The 18,687-nt window shown below is 40.1% G+C and carries 19 protein-coding genes and 3 pseudogenes; 7 read left to right on the forward strand and 15 right to left on the reverse strand.

The window, feature by feature from the left end; genetic code table 11:
- Nucleotides 1-351: 351 nt before the first annotated feature.
- From HEQ19_23520 to HEQ19_23530, 3 genes and pseudogenes are all read right to left on the reverse strand, one after another.
- A pseudogene (locus HEQ19_23520) lies at nt 352-594 on the reverse strand (Uma2 family endonuclease).
- A gap of 21 nt (nt 595-615) precedes the next feature.
- Nucleotides 616-1,758 (reverse strand): IS4 family transposase, encoded by a 1,143-nt coding sequence (locus HEQ19_23525; GenBank protein WYM03565.1) that lies wholly within the window; start codon nt 1,756-1,758, stop codon nt 616-618.
- Nucleotides 1,759-1,865: 107 nt separating this feature from the next.
- Nucleotides 1,866-2,243: pseudogene (locus tag HEQ19_23530) on the reverse strand (Uma2 family endonuclease).
- 146 nt (nt 2,244-2,389) lie between these two features.
- Here HEQ19_23530 and HEQ19_23535 point away from each other — a divergent pair.
- Nucleotides 2,390-2,647 carry a hypothetical protein gene (locus HEQ19_23535; GenBank protein ID WZI66996.1) on the forward strand — a complete coding sequence of 86 codons (258 nt, stop codon included), beginning with the start codon at nt 2,390-2,392 and terminating at the stop codon, nt 2,645-2,647.
- Between the two features lie 241 nt (nt 2,648-2,888).
- Nucleotides 2,889-3,197: a hypothetical protein gene (locus HEQ19_23540; protein WZI67240.1), complete on the forward strand. Its 309-nt coding sequence runs from the start codon at nt 2,889-2,891 to the stop codon at nt 3,195-3,197.
- Between the two features lies 1 nt (nt 3,198).
- Here the strand turns inward: HEQ19_23540 and HEQ19_23545 are convergent, their stop codons facing one another.
- Entirely contained in the window at nt 3,199-4,341 is a 1,143-nt protein-coding gene (locus HEQ19_23545) for an IS4 family transposase (GenBank protein WYM03567.1), read from the reverse strand.
- 169 nt (nt 4,342-4,510) lie between these two features.
- Between HEQ19_23545 and HEQ19_23550 the strand changes: the two are divergent.
- Nucleotides 4,511-5,527 (forward strand): annotated as a pseudogene (locus HEQ19_23550) (transposase).
- A gap of 6 nt (nt 5,528-5,533) precedes the next feature.
- Nucleotides 5,534-5,935 carry a hypothetical protein gene (locus HEQ19_23555; GenBank protein ID WZI66997.1) on the forward strand — a complete coding sequence of 134 codons (402 nt, stop codon included), beginning with the start codon at nt 5,534-5,536 and terminating at the stop codon, nt 5,933-5,935.
- A 58-nt stretch (nt 5,936-5,993) separates the two neighbouring features.
- On the opposite strand, the gene HEQ19_23560 is transcribed toward HEQ19_23555, so the two are convergent.
- Both HEQ19_23560 and HEQ19_23565 read right to left on the reverse strand, forming a co-directional pair.
- Nucleotides 5,994-6,299 carry a type II toxin-antitoxin system RelE/ParE family toxin gene (locus HEQ19_23560; GenBank protein ID WYM03568.2) on the reverse strand — a complete coding sequence of 102 codons (306 nt, stop codon included), beginning with the start codon at nt 6,297-6,299 and terminating at the stop codon, nt 5,994-5,996.
- Nucleotides 6,281-6,571 (reverse strand): type II toxin-antitoxin system ParD family antitoxin, encoded by a 291-nt coding sequence (locus tag HEQ19_23565; GenBank protein ID WYM02029.1) that lies wholly within the window; start codon nt 6,569-6,571, stop codon nt 6,281-6,283. Before HEQ19_23565 ends, HEQ19_23560 begins: the two co-directional genes overlap by 19 nt.
- Before the next feature lie 236 nt (nt 6,572-6,807).
- Between HEQ19_23565 and HEQ19_23570 the strand changes: the two genes are divergently transcribed.
- Entirely contained in the window at nt 6,808-9,612 is a 2,805-nt protein-coding gene (locus HEQ19_23570; protein WYM03569.2) for a pitrilysin family protein, read from the forward strand.
- 57 nt (nt 9,613-9,669) lie between these two features.
- On the opposite strand, the gene HEQ19_23575 is transcribed toward HEQ19_23570, so the two are convergent.
- From HEQ19_23575 to HEQ19_23595, 5 genes are all read right to left on the reverse strand, one after another.
- Nucleotides 9,670-10,140: a type I restriction-modification system subunit M N-terminal domain-containing protein gene (locus tag HEQ19_23575; GenBank protein ID WZI66998.1), complete on the reverse strand. Its 471-nt coding sequence runs from the start codon at nt 10,138-10,140 to the stop codon at nt 9,670-9,672.
- Nucleotides 10,141-10,218: 78 nt separating this feature from the next.
- Nucleotides 10,219-10,413 (reverse strand): hypothetical protein, encoded by a 195-nt coding sequence (locus HEQ19_23580; protein WYM03570.2) that lies wholly within the window; start codon nt 10,411-10,413, stop codon nt 10,219-10,221.
- Nucleotides 10,406-10,975, reverse strand: coding sequence for a zeta toxin family protein (locus tag HEQ19_23585; protein WYM02030.1), 570 nt, complete (start codon nt 10,973-10,975; stop codon nt 10,406-10,408). The genes HEQ19_23580 and HEQ19_23585 overlap by 8 nt, the downstream gene beginning before the upstream one ends.
- A gap of 339 nt (nt 10,976-11,314) precedes the next feature.
- Nucleotides 11,315-12,253, reverse strand: a complete 939-nt coding sequence (gene rnhC, locus HEQ19_23590; protein WYM03571.2) for a ribonuclease HIII — start codon at nt 12,251-12,253, stop codon at nt 11,315-11,317.
- Between the two features lie 49 nt (nt 12,254-12,302).
- Complete coding sequence (locus HEQ19_23595) at nt 12,303-12,572, reverse strand: type II toxin-antitoxin system RnlB family antitoxin (protein ID WYM02031.1); 270 nt, start codon at nt 12,570-12,572, stop codon at nt 12,303-12,305.
- Between the two features lie 615 nt (nt 12,573-13,187).
- On the opposite strand from HEQ19_23595, the gene HEQ19_23600 reads away from it, so the two are divergent.
- Nucleotides 13,188-13,943, forward strand: coding sequence for a M15 family metallopeptidase (locus HEQ19_23600; GenBank protein WYM02032.1), 756 nt, complete (start codon nt 13,188-13,190; stop codon nt 13,941-13,943).
- Between the two features lie 196 nt (nt 13,944-14,139).
- Entirely contained in the window at nt 14,140-14,568 is a 429-nt protein-coding gene (locus HEQ19_23605; protein ID WYM02033.1) for a hypothetical protein, read from the forward strand.
- Nucleotides 14,569-14,610: 42 nt separating this feature from the next.
- Here HEQ19_23605 and HEQ19_23610 read toward each other — a convergent pair whose 3' ends face one another.
- The 4 genes from HEQ19_23610 to HEQ19_23625 form a co-directional block, all read right to left on the reverse strand.
- Entirely contained in the window at nt 14,611-14,748 is a 138-nt protein-coding gene (locus HEQ19_23610) for a hypothetical protein (GenBank protein WYM02034.1), read from the reverse strand.
- 11 nt (nt 14,749-14,759) lie between these two features.
- Nucleotides 14,760-15,734, reverse strand: coding sequence for a GTPase Era (gene era, locus HEQ19_23615; protein ID WYM02035.1), 975 nt, complete (start codon nt 15,732-15,734; stop codon nt 14,760-14,762).
- Nucleotides 15,735-16,400: 666 nt separating this feature from the next.
- On the reverse strand, nt 16,401-17,405 hold the full coding sequence (locus HEQ19_23620) for a zinc-dependent alcohol dehydrogenase family protein (GenBank protein WYM02036.1): 1,005 nt from the start codon (nt 17,403-17,405) through the stop codon (nt 16,401-16,403).
- Between the two features lie 410 nt (nt 17,406-17,815).
- Nucleotides 17,816-18,277: a DUF29 domain-containing protein gene (locus HEQ19_23625; GenBank protein ID WYM02037.1), complete on the reverse strand. Its 462-nt coding sequence runs from the start codon at nt 18,275-18,277 to the stop codon at nt 17,816-17,818.
- Nucleotides 18,278-18,687: the final 410 nt, after the last annotated feature.

Genomic DNA, 18,687 nt, shown 5'->3' on the forward strand with positions numbered 1-18,687 from the left:
ATTTTGCAACCTGTGTGGCTTCTAGGTTCGCTTTAGAGACTTATTCAGCAAGCCCTAATTAATTCTGTCAATCAGTATTACTACCTGATGTTAAAAATACAGTAAAATCAATCGCCTTTTTTGCACTTCATGTATTCTTCATAATTGTATTATTGCCACATTTTTATATACCTTGCGTAACTTAAGTATCATTACGAATTCAATATTTTCTAGATTGATATATTTTATACTATATATTTGGTCTATTGAACCATACAGGCGTTCTTCGTCATTTGTCATTGGTCAAACAGGTAAGCATTTGGGGCATATTTACGTGTAGTAATATAGTTTTGTTTTTTCGCGCCGACTTACTTAGATTCCCGCACTAAAAATCTGGTTAGCGGTCAAGCTTAATTGTGGAAATGTGGGAGATATGATGCGTTCATCTCCCCTAAACTGGGTAACTTGGTACTCTTCATCTATTAGCTGATAAATAGAAAGTGTGGGTTTTTTGGGATTTCCAGTAAACTTTTTAGCGCCTAGTCCCAGGTAGTCTACAATCCAGTATTCAGGAATTCCAATACTTTCATATTTACCCAACTTTGTGTAGTAATCCTGAGGGGGCGACGAAATAAGCTAAAACATAGACTCGATAAGCTTCATAGCCCTCAATCCCTGTTGATAATACTTGCGCTTATTACGATTAATTCTCATTAATTCTGTCACTAATTCCATACAAATATCTGTGAAATTGACCCAAGTTTGACCATACAAGCCAACATAAAAACTACTATGTCTCCGCACAGAGCGACCAGACTCTTTAACACGAGCTACATATTTTTGTATTCCTTTATGTTTAATTTTTTGACCCTGAATCATGGCAGAAGTGTAAGCGAGCGTTATCAGTAAAACTAGAGAAATAAATCGGTTGCCTTCAACATTAGTCTCTTCTAAATTATAACCACCTGTTTTAAAATCTCTAAACATTTCTTCTATATCAAATCTTTGTTTATAGGCAGATATTGCCGACTCTAAGTCGTCAAAATTTGTTAAAATAAACCATCCTTCTTTCGGTGCTACTCCATTGATTTTACGTTTCCATTTAGCCGCTACATTAAAGCTCATAAAACCCCGAGTCTTTGTCACTTTAACTCCTTTGATAAAAAAAGAAACTCCCGGTACTAAACCCAGATTTTTTAACTCAACAAAAACATCTTTTTCAACTTGCAAAAACTCATTCTTTTTTAATCGCAAACAAAAATACACATCCAATCCCTGGAGATACTTTGCCAGTTTGACAGAGCAAAATTCTCTATCACCTAATACACAGATTTTATAGTTTTTAAAGATTGGTATTACTTGAGACAATATTTTTTGTTGTTCAGCGATGTTACTATTACCTAATTTTGGCAATAAAGTAAAATATATTGGTACTGCTCTTTTATCCCAAATGATACTCACCATGAATAAATTTATCCGACTCCAATTAGTTCTATCAATTGCTATATAAATAATTTTTTCATCTTTGAAGTATGTTTCCAGCCATTCTTTAATAATGGGAAACCAAACTTTCTCAATGGTGAGATTTGGTAATGATAAAAATCTTTGTATTCTCTTTCTTCTACTCTCAAATTTAACTGCCAAAGGTAGCGCATTTGCTAACTTTTCTAAAGTTACTTCTTTGATTGACTGTAATAGATGGATTAAAATTTTTAGCAGCAAGTATTCTGCTAAACTTAATTGACTTTTTAAGTGGTTTTGGTAGAATGCAGGTAACATTATCATTAGATAGGTCTTATTGACAAAAGTAGACCTATCTTTTTCTACCACAAAACGTTGCCCTCCTTACATACAAAGCTTTTGAGCTTGTTTCGTCGCCCCTTCAGGTAGTAATCATCATCCCAATTCGTAGAAACTACTTCTACAACCAGTGGAATTGATGCGCCATAAATTACAGTGGATTGTTTCTTCCACAATGGTTCATTTACAAGATTTTGGCGATTGAGTAACAGCACATCTGGTGCATAACCTGATTCATTTTTGGCAGGTTTTACCAGTACTGTTTTGGGGATTATATAAGGTAGATTTAATCGCACATATTCAACAGTGAATTGTTGAACCAAAAAACCCACAACGTCTTCATGGTCTCCTGATGGTTGTGGCATTTCAACAATTACCCCATCGTGTAGTTCGTACCTGAGGTCTGACGGTCGCCATGCTGTGAATTCTTCAAAAGTTACTAGTTTTGTTTGTGCTTGTGTCATAAATACGTTTACCCTGTGTCCCAGAATCGACAACGCGATCCTTTTACAGAGTCACTCCATAAACACTTTTATATGTATGATTATAATTTGAATCGCCACGCTAAAATTAAATAGTACTTTAATGTGTAGTCACAAGCACAAAAATCATGACTCGCCGTCGGATTTTGCAAGAGGGACAATCCTACACATTTGGGTCGTATTTTGAAATGCCTTATGAGCCAGACGAAATATTGGCTGAATTAGGCTATGCTTTGGTGAAAACACATCTGGAATTACCACGCAGCGATCGCAACTTAGAACGCTTGGAAGAGTTGCGACAGCGAATTGATGAGTCTTTATTGTTAGTTAGCTTTCGCGCCTTAGCCTGGCACCATAACTGTACTCAGTTTGGTGTCGGGATATAAGGCGATTAATTACGAAACGCCCCAATTACCAATATTAGCCATAGGCTGATTCGGTAATTGGGGCAGTTGAGTAATTAATAATCTTTTGTTTTATTTTGGCTTGTCTTGGGATTCAACATAGTTGACTTTTCCTTCTCGATACTTTATAGTAATAAACGTCAACACTAAATGCAATTAAGTAGGTGATTTCCTTATACTGCTTAACTATCAGTACCGCGCTTATCCAGACACCAAGCAAAAAATCCAGCTAAACAATTGGTTAAGAATTTGTCGATACTGGTACAACAGGCAGTTAGGAGACAGGTTCGACTGGTATCAGTATAATCGGACTGCAATTAATTTTTGTCCGTTAATTTGTTCAATACCAAAATTACGAGACAACCCCGACTATTACTCACAAAAAAAACAACTTCCTGTTATTAAGTCCGACTTGATAAAGGTAAGTCATTCTGGTGAACTACTAGACTTTACAAGTGTTCCATCTCAGACATTACAGGATGTATCCAAGCGTGTAGACTTGGCTTTTTCTCCTGAGGGGGCGACGAAATAAGCTAAAACATAGACTCGATAAGCTTCATAGCCCTCAATCCCTGTTGATAATACTTGCGCTTATTACGATTAATTCTCATTAATTCTGTCACTAATTCCATACAAATATCTGTGAAATTGACCCAAGTTTGACCATACAAGCCAACATAAAAACTACTATGTCTCCGCACAGAGCGACCAGACTCTTTAACACGAGCTACATATTTTTGTATTCCTTTATGTTTAATTTTTTGACCCTGAATCATGGCAGAAGTGTAAGCGAGCGTTATCAGTAAAACTAGAGAAATAAATCGGTTGCCTTCAACATTAGTCTCTTCTAAATTATAACCACCTGTTTTAAAATCTCTAAACATTTCTTCTATATCAAATCTTTGTTTATAGGCAGATATTGCCGACTCTAAGTCGTCAAAATTTGTTAAAATAAACCATCCTTCTTTCGGTGCTACTCCATTGATTTTACGTTTCCATTTAGCCGCTACATTAAAGCTCATAAAACCCCGAGTCTTTGTCACTTTAACTCCTTTGATAAAAAAAGAAACTCCCGGTACTAAACCCAGATTTTTTAACTCAACAAAAACATCTTTTTCAACTTGCAAAAACTCATTCTTTTTTAATCGCAAACAAAAATACACATCCAATCCCTGGAGATACTTTGCCAGTTTGACAGAGCAAAATTCTCTATCACCTAATACACAGATTTTATAGTTTTTAAAGATTGGTATTACTTGAGACAATATTTTTTGTTGTTCAGCGATGTTACTATTACCTAATTTTGGCAATAAAGTAAAATATATTGGTACTGCTCTTTTATCCCAAATGATACTCACCATGAATAAATTTATCCGACTCCAATTAGTTCTATCAATTGCTATATAAATAATTTTTTCATCTTTGAAGTATGTTTCCAGCCATTCTTTAATAATGGGAAACCAAACTTTCTCAATGGTGAGATTTGGTAATGATAAAAATCTTTGTATTCTCTTTCTTCTACTCTCAAATTTAACTGCCAAAGGTAGCGCATTTGCTAACTTTTCTAAAGTTACTTCTTTGATTGACTGTAATAGATGGATTAAAATTTTTAGCAGCAAGTATTCTGCTAAACTTAATTGACTTTTTAAGTGGTTTTGGTAGAATGCAGGTAACATTATCATTAGATAGGTCTTATTGACAAAAGTAGACCTATCTTTTTCTACCACAAAACGTTGCCCTCCTTACATACAAAGCTTTTGAGCTTGTTTCGTCGCCCCTTCAGCTTTTTCTCGCTTTGTTGAAGGTGATTACAAAGGAAATCGTAGTGGCAAACCTCGTTTTAAAAATGCTGCGCGTTATCGCACAATAAAAATTGAAGGTCAAGCTATTACTGTCGAACGTGTTGAGCAAGAATGGCTATTTTTGTCATTTTCAAAATTAAAAGGCTGGGTAAAGGTGCGTTTACATCGCCCATTACCTAATGGATTTATTTTAAAAAATGCTCTTTTGACAAAAAAGGCGGATGGGTGGTACGTAACCATTTGTTTGTCAGACCCAAATATTCCTACCTTTACACCTGATGAAATTGCTCCAACTTGGGAAAACAGTCTTGGATTGGATGCAGTATTACATGAAGATGATTATTTGGCAACTTCAGAGAATACCAAGCTACCATCGCTAAAATCTTTCTCTAAGTCCGAAAAGAGACTAGCAGATATATCCAAACGTAAATCCACCAAGAAAAAGGGCAGTAAATCACGCCGTAAATTAGCTAAAAAAGAAGCAAAAGAACATCAACGTATTGCCAGAGCTAGAATTGACCATGCTTTTAAAACTGCCCATACCTTGCTCAAAACTGGGAAGAAAGTTTTTGTATATGAAGATTTAAATTTAAGAGCTTTATCAAAGAAAAATAAAGCCAAACAAGATGAAAATGGGAAATATTTACCCAACGGTCAATCAGCTAAATCAGGATTAAATAAATCCTGGAACGATGCTGCATTTGGACAATTTTTCACAATCCTAGAATACATAGCCCGAAAAGCTGGAACTAGGACAATAGCAGTCAAACCTGCATACACATCTCAATTGCTTGCGTATCGTGATGAATTTATCTTCACTGATTGCAACATTCGTAATTATTGGGACGAAAAAGAATCGCTTTTGGTTGATAGGGATATTAATGCCGCTATCAACGTAAAGCGCGTTGGGCTGGGACTGTTCCCAACGATAAAACGCCGTAAAGGGAATCCGGTAGTGGATGGTTCTACTACTAATAGTACCTCTAAGGAAGTTCTGGCAGCATTGCGAAATGTACCAGAAGCCTATACCGTATTTGGTACTCCAAATCGGTGTAGGTAGTTCACTTTGAGCAGTGAGACAGCAAGACGCGAGACGCTTGTAGCACCTGCATTGCTAGAAGTTGCTCGGTATTGTCAATGTCAGGTGCGAATTGAGTATCCGTTGTTAGTAAATAACTGGTTGAAGGGTAATTTGGATTATTTTCTCAAACGCAATCCAGGGTTGTTGGTGGTTGAAGCTAAAAATGATGACTTGACACGGGGATTTACACAGCTTGCGGTAGAACTAATTGCAATTTCTGAAGTAGAAGAAGGTGATATATTTTATGGTGCGGTGACAATTGGCGATGCTTGGCGTTTTGGTCGGTTAGAAAAAACAAAGCAGCAGATTTTTCAGGATGTTTCCCTATATCGAATTCCCGATGATTTAGCGGATTTAATGAAAATTTTGGTGGGAATTTTGCAATGAAGTAATTTTCTTATACAAAAGATAGTAGATTAAAGGCTAACCCTACTGACTGCTATGGTCACTCAAAGAGATTTTCAATATCTCTTGCACCGTGGATTACCCTGACAATCTCAATACCTGAGTCAATAATTCGGTAAAAAATCAGATACTTTCCCACCGGAAAACTGCGGATAAGAGGCGCAATATCTGCACGTTTTCGCCCGATTTCAGGCGTTGCAACCAGATCGTCAAACTTCTGAGTTAACTTGGTAATAATGGTATCTGCTGCACTTTCATTGTTTTGAGAGAGGTACAACCAAATTTCCAAGAGATCCGATTTTGCTTCATCGGTAACTCGCAACTCCTTCATACCTGATCGTTCCATTCTAAGGAGGCGATTTTCTGACGTCCTTTTGTTTTGATTTCATCAGCAAGTTCTTGTGATGAGGTGTAGGTAGTCAACTCCCCACGCTCCAGCTGATCTATTCCCACTTGAATCTCACGGCGAAGCTGTTGAAGTTTGAGGTTCCGTAGGTCTTCTCGTTCCTTGAGAAGACGAAGCCCCTCCCGGATTACTTCACTTTGCGATTGGTAGAGTCCGCTTTCAATGAGTTCAGCCACAAATTTATCGAAGGTCTGACCAAGATGAACGTTCATTGCCCCATGTCCGGTAATATACCTCTATTTTTCATTCTCCCACCACTAACAATAATTGTCAATTTCTGTTAGTGGCTAGCCTATCTCCGCCATTCTTCACGCGAAATGGCGAACCATAGTTAAGTTAGCAAAGGCGATCGCTCATTAAACTGGTAGGTGTGTAAGGGCGCTGATTGACTCAGATGCAAAGTGGGAAATTTTCAATTAAAAATGAAAGATATCTGTGTGAATTGTTTATGAAGCACTCACGTTACATGCTTATAGGATTGTTCCTGAGTTTCCTCCTCAGTGTTGTGCCCTTTTGGGGCAATTTTACCAATGCTGTGACACCAAAAGCCCTTGCACCTGTATCTGGGGCTTCACTCACCCAGGGTGTGCAAAAGAAGGTCTTGGACAATGGCTTAACTGTACTGACTAAGGAAGTTCATACCGCCCCTGTGGTAAGTGTACAAGTTTGGTATAAAGTTGGCTCACGCAATGAAGGAACGGGAGAAAATGGCATTTCTCACCAATTAGAGCATTTGATGTTTAAAGGGACCGCTGACCGTCCGGTGCAGTTTGGACGGCTATTTAGTGCTTTAGGCAGTCAGTTTAATGCTTTTACCAGTTATGATGAAACGGCTTACTTTGGGACAGTGCCGCGAGATAAACTAGAAGCACTGCTGACCCTAGAAGCTGACCGCATGGAAAATGCTTTGGTAGGATCTGCACAATTAACAAGTGAGAAACGGGTAGTTATATCCGAGTTGCAGGGGTACGAAAATTCACCAAGTTATCGTTTGAGTCGAGCAGTGATGAGAGCGGCTTTCCCCAACCGTGCCTATGGTTTACCTGTGGGCGGGACAAAAGCTGATGTCACTAAATTTACGGTGGAGCAGGTGCGGAATTATTACCAAACCTACTATAGCCCAGAAAATGCCACTTTGGTGATTACCGGCGATTTTGCTACAGAACCTGTGCTGAAAGTTGTGGAAGAAACTTTTGGGAAGTTGGCAGAGAAAACGGTACTGAATGACGCAAGGAAGGCACTTAATAGATTCTATGCATCTTCTTCTATTGCCGACCCTTCCCCTGCTACCCCTGTTACCAAAAAAGCGCCAATAGTCCTCAAGCAGCCGGGAAGTGCGGCACTGTTACAATTTGTGTATCCTCTGCCCGACATTAAGCATCCTGATGTACCAGCAATCGATGTGATGGATGCGATTTTGACTGGTGGACGTAGTTCTAGGCTTTACCAAGCTGTGGTCGAATCTGGACTGGCTAGCTCAGTTAATGCGAGTGCTGCAGAACTGATTGAACCAGGTTGGTATGAAATTAACGCTACGGCGGCGCCAGGTCAAGAGTTGGCTAAAATTGCTGATGTACTCCAGGAAGCTTTGGTCAAACTACAACAACAGCCAGTCACTTTAGAAGAATTGAATCGGGCGAAGACCTTACTTTTAGCTTCGTTTGTATTGGGAAACCAAGATATTACCAGTCAGGCGAGTCAATTGGGGTATAACCAAACTGTTACTGGCGATTATCGCTATGTTGAACAGTATCTCGCTGCGATCGCCAAAGTTACCCCAAAAGATGTACTGCGGGTGGCGAAAACTTACCTCAGTCCGGCGAAACAAACCATCGGTTACTTTCAGCCAACGCAACTTGATGGTAAACCAGGAACTTCTAATGGTGGTTCTGGTCGCACCGTCGAGAACTTTAGCCCCGGTAAGCCTGTAGATCCAGCAGAAATCGCTAAATATCTCCCTCCTGCGACATCAGCCACTGTTTCTAACAAACAATCGCTACCAGAGCTGTTTACCCTAGAGAACGGGTTACAATTTCTCCTGTTACCTGACCATAGCGTTCCTGTTGTCAACCTCAGCGGACAAATCGACGCCGGGAATGAGTTTGATGGTAATCAAAAAGCTGGATTAGCGAGTTTGACTGCTAACAACTTAATGAATGGGACGCAGACTCAAAATGCTTTGGCTTTAGCGAAAACCTTAGAAGACCGGGGCGCATCTTTAGACTTTACCGCCGCGCGTGAGGGAGTTACCATTGGTGGTCAGGGATTATCAGCTAACTTGCCAATTTTAATTGAAACCTTGGCAGATGTTGTCCAAAAAGCGACCTTCCCCACAGACCAACTCGAACTAACTCGCCAACGGGCTTTGACGAGTCTGAAAATGCAGCTTGATGACCCCAGGGGATTGGGAAGACGGGTATTCCAGCAAGCAATTTACCCAGAAAATCATCCTTTCCATAGCTTTCCCACAGTCGAAAGCTTAAAAAGCATTACTCATGATGATGTGCTACGCTTCTACCAAGAACATTATCGACCAGATACGACAATGATCGCCCTGGTGGGTGACTTTGACCCAGTTAAGGTGAAAGCCTTGCTCAATCAGACTTTTGGTAAATGGGAAGTTACAGGTAAGCCGCCTGTTCTCAATCTCCCATCAGTTAAAATTCCAGTAAATATGACACAGCTAACCTCGGTGATTCCTGGTAAGGCAGAAGCTGTGACATACATCGGTTATAACGGCATTTCTAGGAAAGACCCGCGTTATTATGCAGCCCTAGTGTTGAATCAAATTTTAGGCGGTGATACCTTGTCTAGCCGCTTGGGTACGGAGGTGCGCGATCGCCAAGGTCTGACCTATGGGATCTACAGTGGATTTGCAGCCGGAGTCAATCCAGGCCCGTTCTTAATTCAGATGCAGACTGCACCCGGTGATACTCAAAAAGCGATCGCTAGTACCCTGGCTTTACTCAAACAGTTACGTGAACAAGGAGTGACTGAGGCAGAATTTAATGCAGCAAAACGCTCAATTGTCAATAGCTATCCTGTGGATTTGGCTAATCCCAGTGATGTCGCCAGCATGATTTTGAATAACGCTGTCTACGGGCTGTCTTTACAGGAACTGAGAGAGTTTCCCCAGCGGATTGAGCAAGTAACTCTAGCTCAAGTAAAGCAAGCAATTCAGGAGTTAATTCAGCCAGAAAATCTCGTGATTGTCACCGCAGGTCCTGGGGATACGGTGCCAAAGGGCGGCTGATAATACAGGTAGGGGTAGGGGCGCAGGGCCTTGCGCCCTTACTATCGATGTCAGGACTTACGCAACTGGCACATTGAGATAAAAACTGTTTTTAACATCTTCAGCGTTCTTTTGTAATAGACCTTCGTAAATTTCTCCTTTAACGTCAATATCTAAACCTATCCAAGTTTCTGAATTAATTAATTCTACCAGTCGTTTTAATTTAGCTGGGTCTTGAATTCTGTTTTGAGATTTACGGAAGATAACGCCTAAAAGTCCTTTTTCTTTCCCCAGTTGTTCTAAGGTGTGGCGATATTGAATTTCTAAAGCATCTCCATCTTTAGAGCGTAATGCTTCCCAGCTATAATCAGGGGGAATGGTGGAACGTTTACCCAATGGGGGAGGAAGTTGATTTTGTTCCTCTACCATTTTTAAGAATAATAAATAGGTAAGTTGTTCTACATAATCACTGTAACTCACGCCGTCATCGCGGAGGACGTTGCAGTAATTCCAGAGTTTTTGGACTATAGCAGCAGATTCGTTAGCCATAGAAATTAAATAGAAATGTATTTTTTAAACAAGAAAAATTCCTCATCAGAAATTTATTCATCTGAGGTTATCATAAGTTTAGTCATCTGAGGTTAGAGGCGGAATTTGTTCAGGAGTTAAGGTCACAACTTGGCCATCTTGCCAAATGCTAATAGATTCGCCTAATTTGCGGTGTCTTTCAATAGCCTTAGCAATAGCGAGTTTAACACCTGCATCAATTTGGCTAGATAATTTCTCTGGAATTGGTTTATTTGCAGAAGTTGGTTTATTCATTAGTAGTGATTTGACTCCATACTTGGGGTTGATAAATGATAGGCTCTTGATTTAAAGGGCGTTCAGCGATTAGCTGTAAAATTGGGTTAGAGTTATCATAAACAATCCATCTATCACATAAAGGTAAGTATAATTCAATTAAGTTCTTTCTACCACGTTCGTAGCGACGGCGAATAGTGTCTTCTGGGATGTTGTGACCACCACTTTCTACCCTTCTGCGTACCCGTGCAATGGCTAATTCGGGACTTTGTAACCAAAAGTAAATTAAGTTGAGCATATAACCTTTCTCCCTACATTCTCTCAAGAATCGGGCAAAGTTACGGGCTGCTAATGTAGTTTCAAAGGCAAAGTCAGCTTCAGCGTTTACCAGAGTTTCTAATCTTTCTAACATTAAACGTCCGGCTTGAACTGCTACAGATTCCGGGTTAAAAGGAGAAAGTCCGGCGGCTATTTCATCAGCGTTGACGTATTCAAATACTTCTAGAAAATAGGGGAGAATTTGCATAGCGGCGGTGGTTTTACCAGAACCGTTTGCACCACCGATAATGTATAAGTTGGGCATTATTTTAATGGTAAGCTTAATTGTACAGGTGATTTAGTTTTTGATTGAGTTTTTTTATGAGATTTAGTTGTTACCTGTTTGGCATTGAGCCGAGATATGTGTTTTTTCCGGCAAGATGACTCCAAAAGGCTAGGTTTCTCGTTACCGAACACGGCTTTTTCAGCCTACTATATCAAATTATCAAAACCATACAGGATAAGGGGTTTCAGCCCATCTTGCAGGTTTTTACATGTATCTCGGTTTCATACCAAGATCACCAAAAGTTACCAAGAACCTTAATGTGGTTTCAAAATCGGCTTGTTTGCAGTTTGAAGCGTTTATGTTTGCAGTTTGCTACAACTAACCTAGTACTTCATTTGTCGTCTTGAAATGGAGTTTTGCAACCTTCTCCAAAATTTCTCTACCATTTTGTTCAATCAACTGTCTTGCTATAGTAACAACTGCTTGAGAAGAGCCTTTTGGTAATTTTGTGTGGTACTGTTTTCCCAAGTTGTCTAGTTTATTGAGAAATCGCTCTCTTGCTAAGATTGAAGCTGCTGCAACAGCTATATGACTCTCAGCCCGATGAGCTTGAATAATTTTTAATTTCTTACCATGTTCTTGTAGTTTTTCAAGCAAAAGCTTTTCGTCAGCGAATTGATCAACTATCGCTGTTTGACATTCAACTTTAGATAGTAGATCCTCTATTGCTTTAGCGTGTGCCCAAGCCAGTAAGTCATTAAGTGATTTTTTCTCGTTTTCAAGTTTGGCATATATCTGGTTATATCTTGCAGCAGAAATTTCTACAATCACAAACTTATTATGGCAAATTCTTCGGATATCTCTAGCAATTTTCTGAATTTTATTATCGCTTATAGCTTTACTATCTCTCACATTCATTAGTGTGAGTTGGCTCGCCATTGCTTCGTCTACATATATGCTCGCACTCACCAAAGGCCCGAAATAATCCCCTTTACCAGATTCGTCACTTCCAATAATAGGTAATGTCAAATCATTAGGGAGAGTTGAGCTTAACTCTTTAGGAAGAGGAAGACTTTTTTCTTCAGAGAAGCTTTTTATCAAGCGGGAATTTTCACTTTCATCTAATTGGGAAAAGTCAACCTTTACCTTACCCTGCTTATTTTGATAGATTCTGATAATACCCGACCACCCTGCTTTTTGAATTGAAAATTGTAAGCCATAATTAATTTCTTTATAAGCAGAGACCATAAAATCACTAGTTGAGATTAACTGGCGTAGGTCTTCATACTTTTGAATAGCTTTGTCAATTTCACTCACGAGGACTCCAGGGATTTATTACTTTCAGATGAGGTTTATGGATAATTAATCAACTGTGAATTAAATGGTATTTTTCTTCATCCAATAAGATATTATTACTCTCTACTAACTTTGGATGAGATTTATAAAAATCATGAGTTTTTCTCATAAGAAATTCATCTAATTTAGAAGAATCAATCACTTTCATTGAGCCTCTGTTAACTTTAGCCTCATATACATCTGCTTCAATAAATCGATTTGAGCTATATCCATTAGAAAGTAATAAATCGAAGATAATTTTTCCACTAAAATTGAGCCTGCTTAATTCTTTTTCAATCATAGGCAGGTACGAAATAGGATTTTTTTGTTTTCCGAGTCCATCACAACGCCAGTTCGGTACGCTTCATGTTTTCCCATTACAAGTTTTACCCAGAATCGCAACCTGTGCGAATGCGAGGTAAATCAGGGGTTACTCCTTACAAAACACTTCAACACGTAGATGGTTATTCCTACTCACAATTTGATCATATCATTTTCCACACTTGTTAAAACAAGCCGTGGCGTGTTTCCTCCACGCATCTATTGCCAAGTGGCTTCTACACGACCCGTGATGTTTTTGTGATTCAAGGAATTGGGGTAGTAAATTGTGTAAACGTGTTCTTTGTGTCCTTCTCTACGTTGGCGTTGGCGGAGCCTCTGTCTACGACACGCTACGCGTAAAGCCTGCGGCTTCGCTTACGCGTAGCGTCCCGTAGGGAACATAGAGAAGCCTCTCGAAGAGAGACGCTACGCGAATGTGGTTCGTTTCTCCGTTAGTTGTGCGTAAGTCCTGTATTGCAAAGATTTGTTGAATTTGTATAAGTAAGTCCTGATAATCAGTAGATCACAAAGTTGGAATATGCTGTAAATTCCGCGCAGCAGTACTAGCTCCTATCATTTATCAAAATTTAAACTAATGATTAATCGCCGGTGGAAATTTCTAATTTCGATAATATGTATATTATTTCTCATAATAGCCTGCACTCAGGGTAAAGCAGGTCAAAATTCTGTTGGTAATCCTCAAAATCCACTAAATCAAGTAATAGCTTCTAGCACTTCGCCGACTTCACAACCTAATTTAGTATCGGCTCAACCTGCAATTAATGCAGCAAATGACTCACAGCTAGTTGATATACAATCAATCAACAAAAACATTGCCCTTGATATTCGCTATGCTACACCAAATAACTTCCTAAAAAAGAAATTATATCCTGATGCTAGATGTATATTGCGGTATGGAGCAGCTAAAAAACTCTCACTAGTACAAGAAGATTTAGCCAAAAATAATAAATTGCAGTTAAAAGTCTATGATTGCTACAGGCCACTTTCGGTGCAAAAAGAAATGTGGAAACTCCTACCTGATGAAAGATATGTTGCTAATCCTGCCAAAGGTTCTCGACATAATCGTGGTGCAGCAGTAGACGCAACTTTAATTAATAGCAGTGGTAAGGAATTAGAAATGCCTAGTGCATTTGATGCTTTTACTCCAGCTTCTCATAGAGATTATAGTGGTGGCAGTATTCAGTCTCGCAAAAATCGACAAATATTGGAAGATGCAATGCGAAAGCAGGGATTTGTTGGATTAAAAACAGAATGGTGGCACTTTGATGCACCAGGATGGGACAAATACGCCGTCATGGATGCGCCATTTAATAAAATTCCACGTAATTAATTATAATTCATACCACGGGAAAATCAGGGTGTTTAGCGTTGTTTGATGATCTTCCGGGGCGCAAGGCCTTGCGCCCCTACTCATAATCGTCCTCACCTAGGGGAGTTTTTTATTTTTTGTATTTTCATGTACTTGTTTTTAACAGCACAGGGAGAAAAAGTAAAAATAGTAAATATACTATTTTCCTAAAGAATAAGTGAAACAAGCACTCAATCAGGTTTTGGTGGTAGTGGTAGCGGCTATTACTACTGTGACAACAACAGCCTTCCCTGTTGTAGGTGGTAAGAATGACTCTAAATGCGTCAGTCAAATTACTAATAAACCAGGCCATTTATTTTCTGGAGACTGCATTCCTAATGGGCTGTGGATTAACCCGGATTACGGTTTGGAGTATGGGCGATTGATGCGAATAGCCATTAAAGCAGCCGCCAGTCGGGATGATTATGATACCGCTTTTATTAATTTCTCTAGGGCGCAAGGGATATCTGGCGTCACAGATTCCGAAGTCCGTCGTGCGCTATTAGGAGCTATTTTGGCGAAAGCAATCCAGAAAAACCCTGTCAAGGGTTATTCCGCTTCGAGAATTTGGCTACTGGTGACTGGAGAATTTGATAGTCGCGGGTAGAGGATGGGGAAATAGGAGTTGTCATTTGTCATTTGTCATTTGTCATTCTCCCCAATCCCCAATCCCTGGTAACAGAGCGGAGCCGAAGTGCAATCCCCAATCCCCAATCCCCAATCCCCAATCCCTGGTAACAGAGCGGAGCCGAAGTGCAATCCCCAATCCCCAATCCCCAATCCCCAATCCCCTGTAGTTTACTCTTCGACGCGATAGCCTAATTCTGCTAAAGTCACGCGAGACTGGCGCCATTTTGGTTGGACTTTGACGAACAGTTCTAGGTAGACTTTACCAGCAATTAATTTTTGGATTTGTTCGCGTGCTTCACTACCGATTGATTTGAGCATGGAGCCACCTTTACCAATGAGGATTCCTTTTTGGGAATCTCGTTCAACGTTGATGGTAGCGAGTACGCGGGTAATGCTTGGGCTTTCTTCTACTTTATCAATGGCGATCGCTACGGAATGGGGAACTTCTTCACGGGTCAAAAGTAAAATCTGTTCGCGAATCAATTCGCCCATAATAAACCGTTCTGGCTGGTCGGTTACTAAGTCCGGTGGATAGTAGTATGGACCTGCTTCTAAATTTGCAATTAATAAGTTTTGCAGTTGTGGCAACCCGACACTAGTTTTAGCAGAAAATTCTACTGTTTGCCATTGATAAGTCTGGGCTAACTGTGTGTAACTCTCATCTATTAGTTGGGAATTTGCTGGTTTTTGGTCGATTTTGTTCAAACCCAAAATCACTGGCGTTTGGCTGCGACCTAGCAAATCGGCAATAAAGCGATCGCCTGATCCACAAGCCACTGTTGCATCCACTACAAACAGTACCACATCTACAGATTCAATTGCTAATTTGGCATTTTTCACCAGAACTTCCCCTAATTGATGATGGGGTTTATGAATTCCTGGTGTATCCACAAATATTAGCTGCGCTTCAGGTGTAGTTAAAATACCTCGCAATCGATTGCGTGTAGTTTGTGCTACTGGTGATGTAATTGCTATTTTTTCTCCTACTAATTGATTCATCAAAGTAGATTTACCGACATTAGGACGACCAATAATGCCGATAAAACCCGATTTAAATTCAGGAGGAGCTTGGGGAATTCTTACTTCTCCTGAAAAAGAGAAGATGTCATGATCAATACTAGTCACCTTTAGCTCCACCATCATATTTTACAGTTGGTATAAGTTGTTTTTTTTCTTAGGCACAAAACAAACATAGAATAACCTTGACATTTGTGTAACTGCCTTTATTTCAGTTTAATCTACTACTAAATATATTTGGTTCGCATGTTAAAAAAAGAAATAAGTAGATCAATACACTGAGACTACTGGTAATTTGTGATTGGTGATTTGTCATTTGTGATTGGTCATTTGTAAGGACTTCAGGTATTTTGAGCGAGCAAACGCTTAGTTCTGTTTATTCCCTCTGACCCTCCGAATTTTAGATTTTGGATACTTCTCTACGAACGCGAGTGCGTGTCGCAGACAGAGGCTACGCCAACGACTTAAGAGCGGGCGCCGAAGGCTACGCTCAGTACAAGTTTTGGATACTTCGACTTCGCTCAGTACAAGTTTTAGATTTTTGGGGTACCTTGCAGACCCCATGTGTCTGTAAAAATCTAAAAGACGCTCCTACGTCGCTTTACGCTACGCTATGCCGTAGGCTTTACGCACCGCAAGCACGTCAATCTAAAATCCCCGAGCAAGGCACCCGTACTTCGTCCCGCTACGCTAATGTGGTCGGGGTCAATCCAAAAGACGCTCCTACGTCGCGATCGCCCGACGCCATTTGTCGTAAATTAATGGTTTCTATCTGGGGTTTGTCTGCGTTACCTATCTTTCATCGTTAATCAGCAGAACAATTTTACCGGTGATAGACCCACTTTCAAGCAATTCATGGGCTTTTGCTGCTGATTCTAGAGGAAACTTATGACTGACGTGGATTTTTAACTTACCTTGATCAATTGAGGCTGCTGATTGTTCGAGAATTTCTGCGTGATGCTGGAGGCTTTGTGTGATGCCTAGCAACATCGGCGTCAACATTAATTCAAAACCGATGCGTAGATTACGTACTCTAGCAGTTTTCCAAACAGTCTTGGCATCGGGTTCGAGAATCGTCACAATATCCCCATATACTCGCACTGCGGGGAAGGTTTGATGAAAGGTTTCGCCGCCAACAGTGTCAAAAGCCAAGTCTACACCTTCGCCACCAGTCCAATTTAATGCGGCTTGCACAAAGTCGGTTTGTTTATAAAAAATTACTTCATCAGCACCTAGTTGTTGGACAAAATTCGCCTTATCCTCAGAACTGACAGTAGTGGCGACAGATGCACCTTTGAGTTTCGCTAGTTGAATTGCTACATGTCCGACACCACCAGCACCGGCATGAATCAACACTTTTTCACCAGGCTCCAGTCGTCCCCGTTCATATAAAGCTTCCCAGGCGGTGATTAACACCAAAGGTGCGGCTGCTGCTTCCGCAAAGGAGACAGAAGCGGGTTTACGGGCGACAAACCGCTCATCAACGATGGTATATTCAGCATAATTGCCTTGGTGTGCGCCCAAACCGCCATAGCAAAAATATACCTCATCCCCAGGGCGAAAGCGTTGAACATCACCACCCACAGCCTCGACGATACCAGCACCATCACATCCTAAAATAGCCGGAGTGTGATCGGGATAAAAAGTGCCTCGGTTACGCAGTTTGGTATCAATGGGGTTAACACCAGCCGCTACCAAGCGGACTAAAATTTCTGAATTTCCTGGTGTAGGTTTTGGTAATTCTTGTAGTTGCAGAACTTCGGGACTTCCTGCTGCTGTCATGATGACTGCTTTCATCACTTTTTCCTCCTGGCTCAAGCTAGATGCACGCTTATTTGCAACTTTAGCGCAATTGAAATAGCTATGATAATAGTACATTTAAATGTACACTTATTTTTATCAGGACTTACGCAACTGGCACATATATCTTCTGTGATCGCAGTCCAGAGTCAAGAGTCAAGGGTCAAAAGTCAAGAGTCAAGGGTCAAGAGTCAAGGGTCAAGAGTCAAGAGTCAAGAGTCAAGAGTCAAGAGTCAAGAGTCAAGAGTCAAGAGTCAAGAGTCAAGAGTCAAGAGTCAAGAGTCAAGAGTCAAGAGTCAAGAGTCAAGAGTCAAGAGTCAAGAGTCAAGAGTCAAGAGTCAAGGGTCAAAAGTCAAGGGTCAAAAGTCGAACTTTTCAAACAACCTCTTAGATGAAATCCGTTGTAACTAATCTGGTAAAAAATCTTCATTTAAACATTCATCCACACTAAACAGAGAGTCTAGCGGAAAAGTATCAAGCGATAAACCAGTTTCATCACTGGCTTGCTTTCTTGCATCTTGATAACACTGCAGCAGAACTTCCTGGAAATATGGTTTTAGACTAGGACTATCTACAAAAGCTTCTCTGAGGCGCCGACGATGTTCTCTAATACAGCCTTTCCAACTAGGAGGGCGCTTTTCTGGCTGATATTGATATTTTAACAAATGGATTAAGACAACTATTAAATTACTTTTTATTGCCTTTTTTTCACTTCTTCCCATGCATTCAATCTCTTCGATGAGATTTTCTAAATCAACCTCAGAAAATCTGGCTTCTTTTAATTGTTTAGCAGTTGTCTCTATCCAGAGATAAAAATCTTGGTCGTAAAGATAAGAGTTTGTCAATACTGTTGGTTGAGGCGCGGTCATCTTATTTTTCAACCTCCTAGAATCCAACCAATAAACTTAATTTAATCCCGCTCTTTCTATGCCGTTTACATATCTCTACAGATTGCTGCTGGATGGATATGCCGTGGAAATTGAGACTTGGCAATTAGGAGGGTAACTATATAATACCAATTTTTTAGCAATTTTTTAATTTTAACATACAGCAATTTTCATTTCTTTGAACCACAGATCCTTGTAGGGGATCTAGGCCTTGCGCCCCAAAAGCGTGGTCTATTTACCTGAAAATCATTGTAATATCTGTACCTCATTTACCTGCAATCTGCTGTATCTGACATTGTAGCGACACAATAAGGGAAAAACCGTGAAACCAGGAGTTCCACGGCTTTAGGTGTAGTTTAAGGAGCTTAACTGCATATCATCATAAACTAGCT

The organism is Gloeotrichia echinulata CP02 (assembly GCA_038087035.1).
Lineage (GTDB): Bacteria > Cyanobacteriota > Cyanobacteriia > Cyanobacteriales > Nostocaceae > Gloeotrichia > Gloeotrichia echinulata.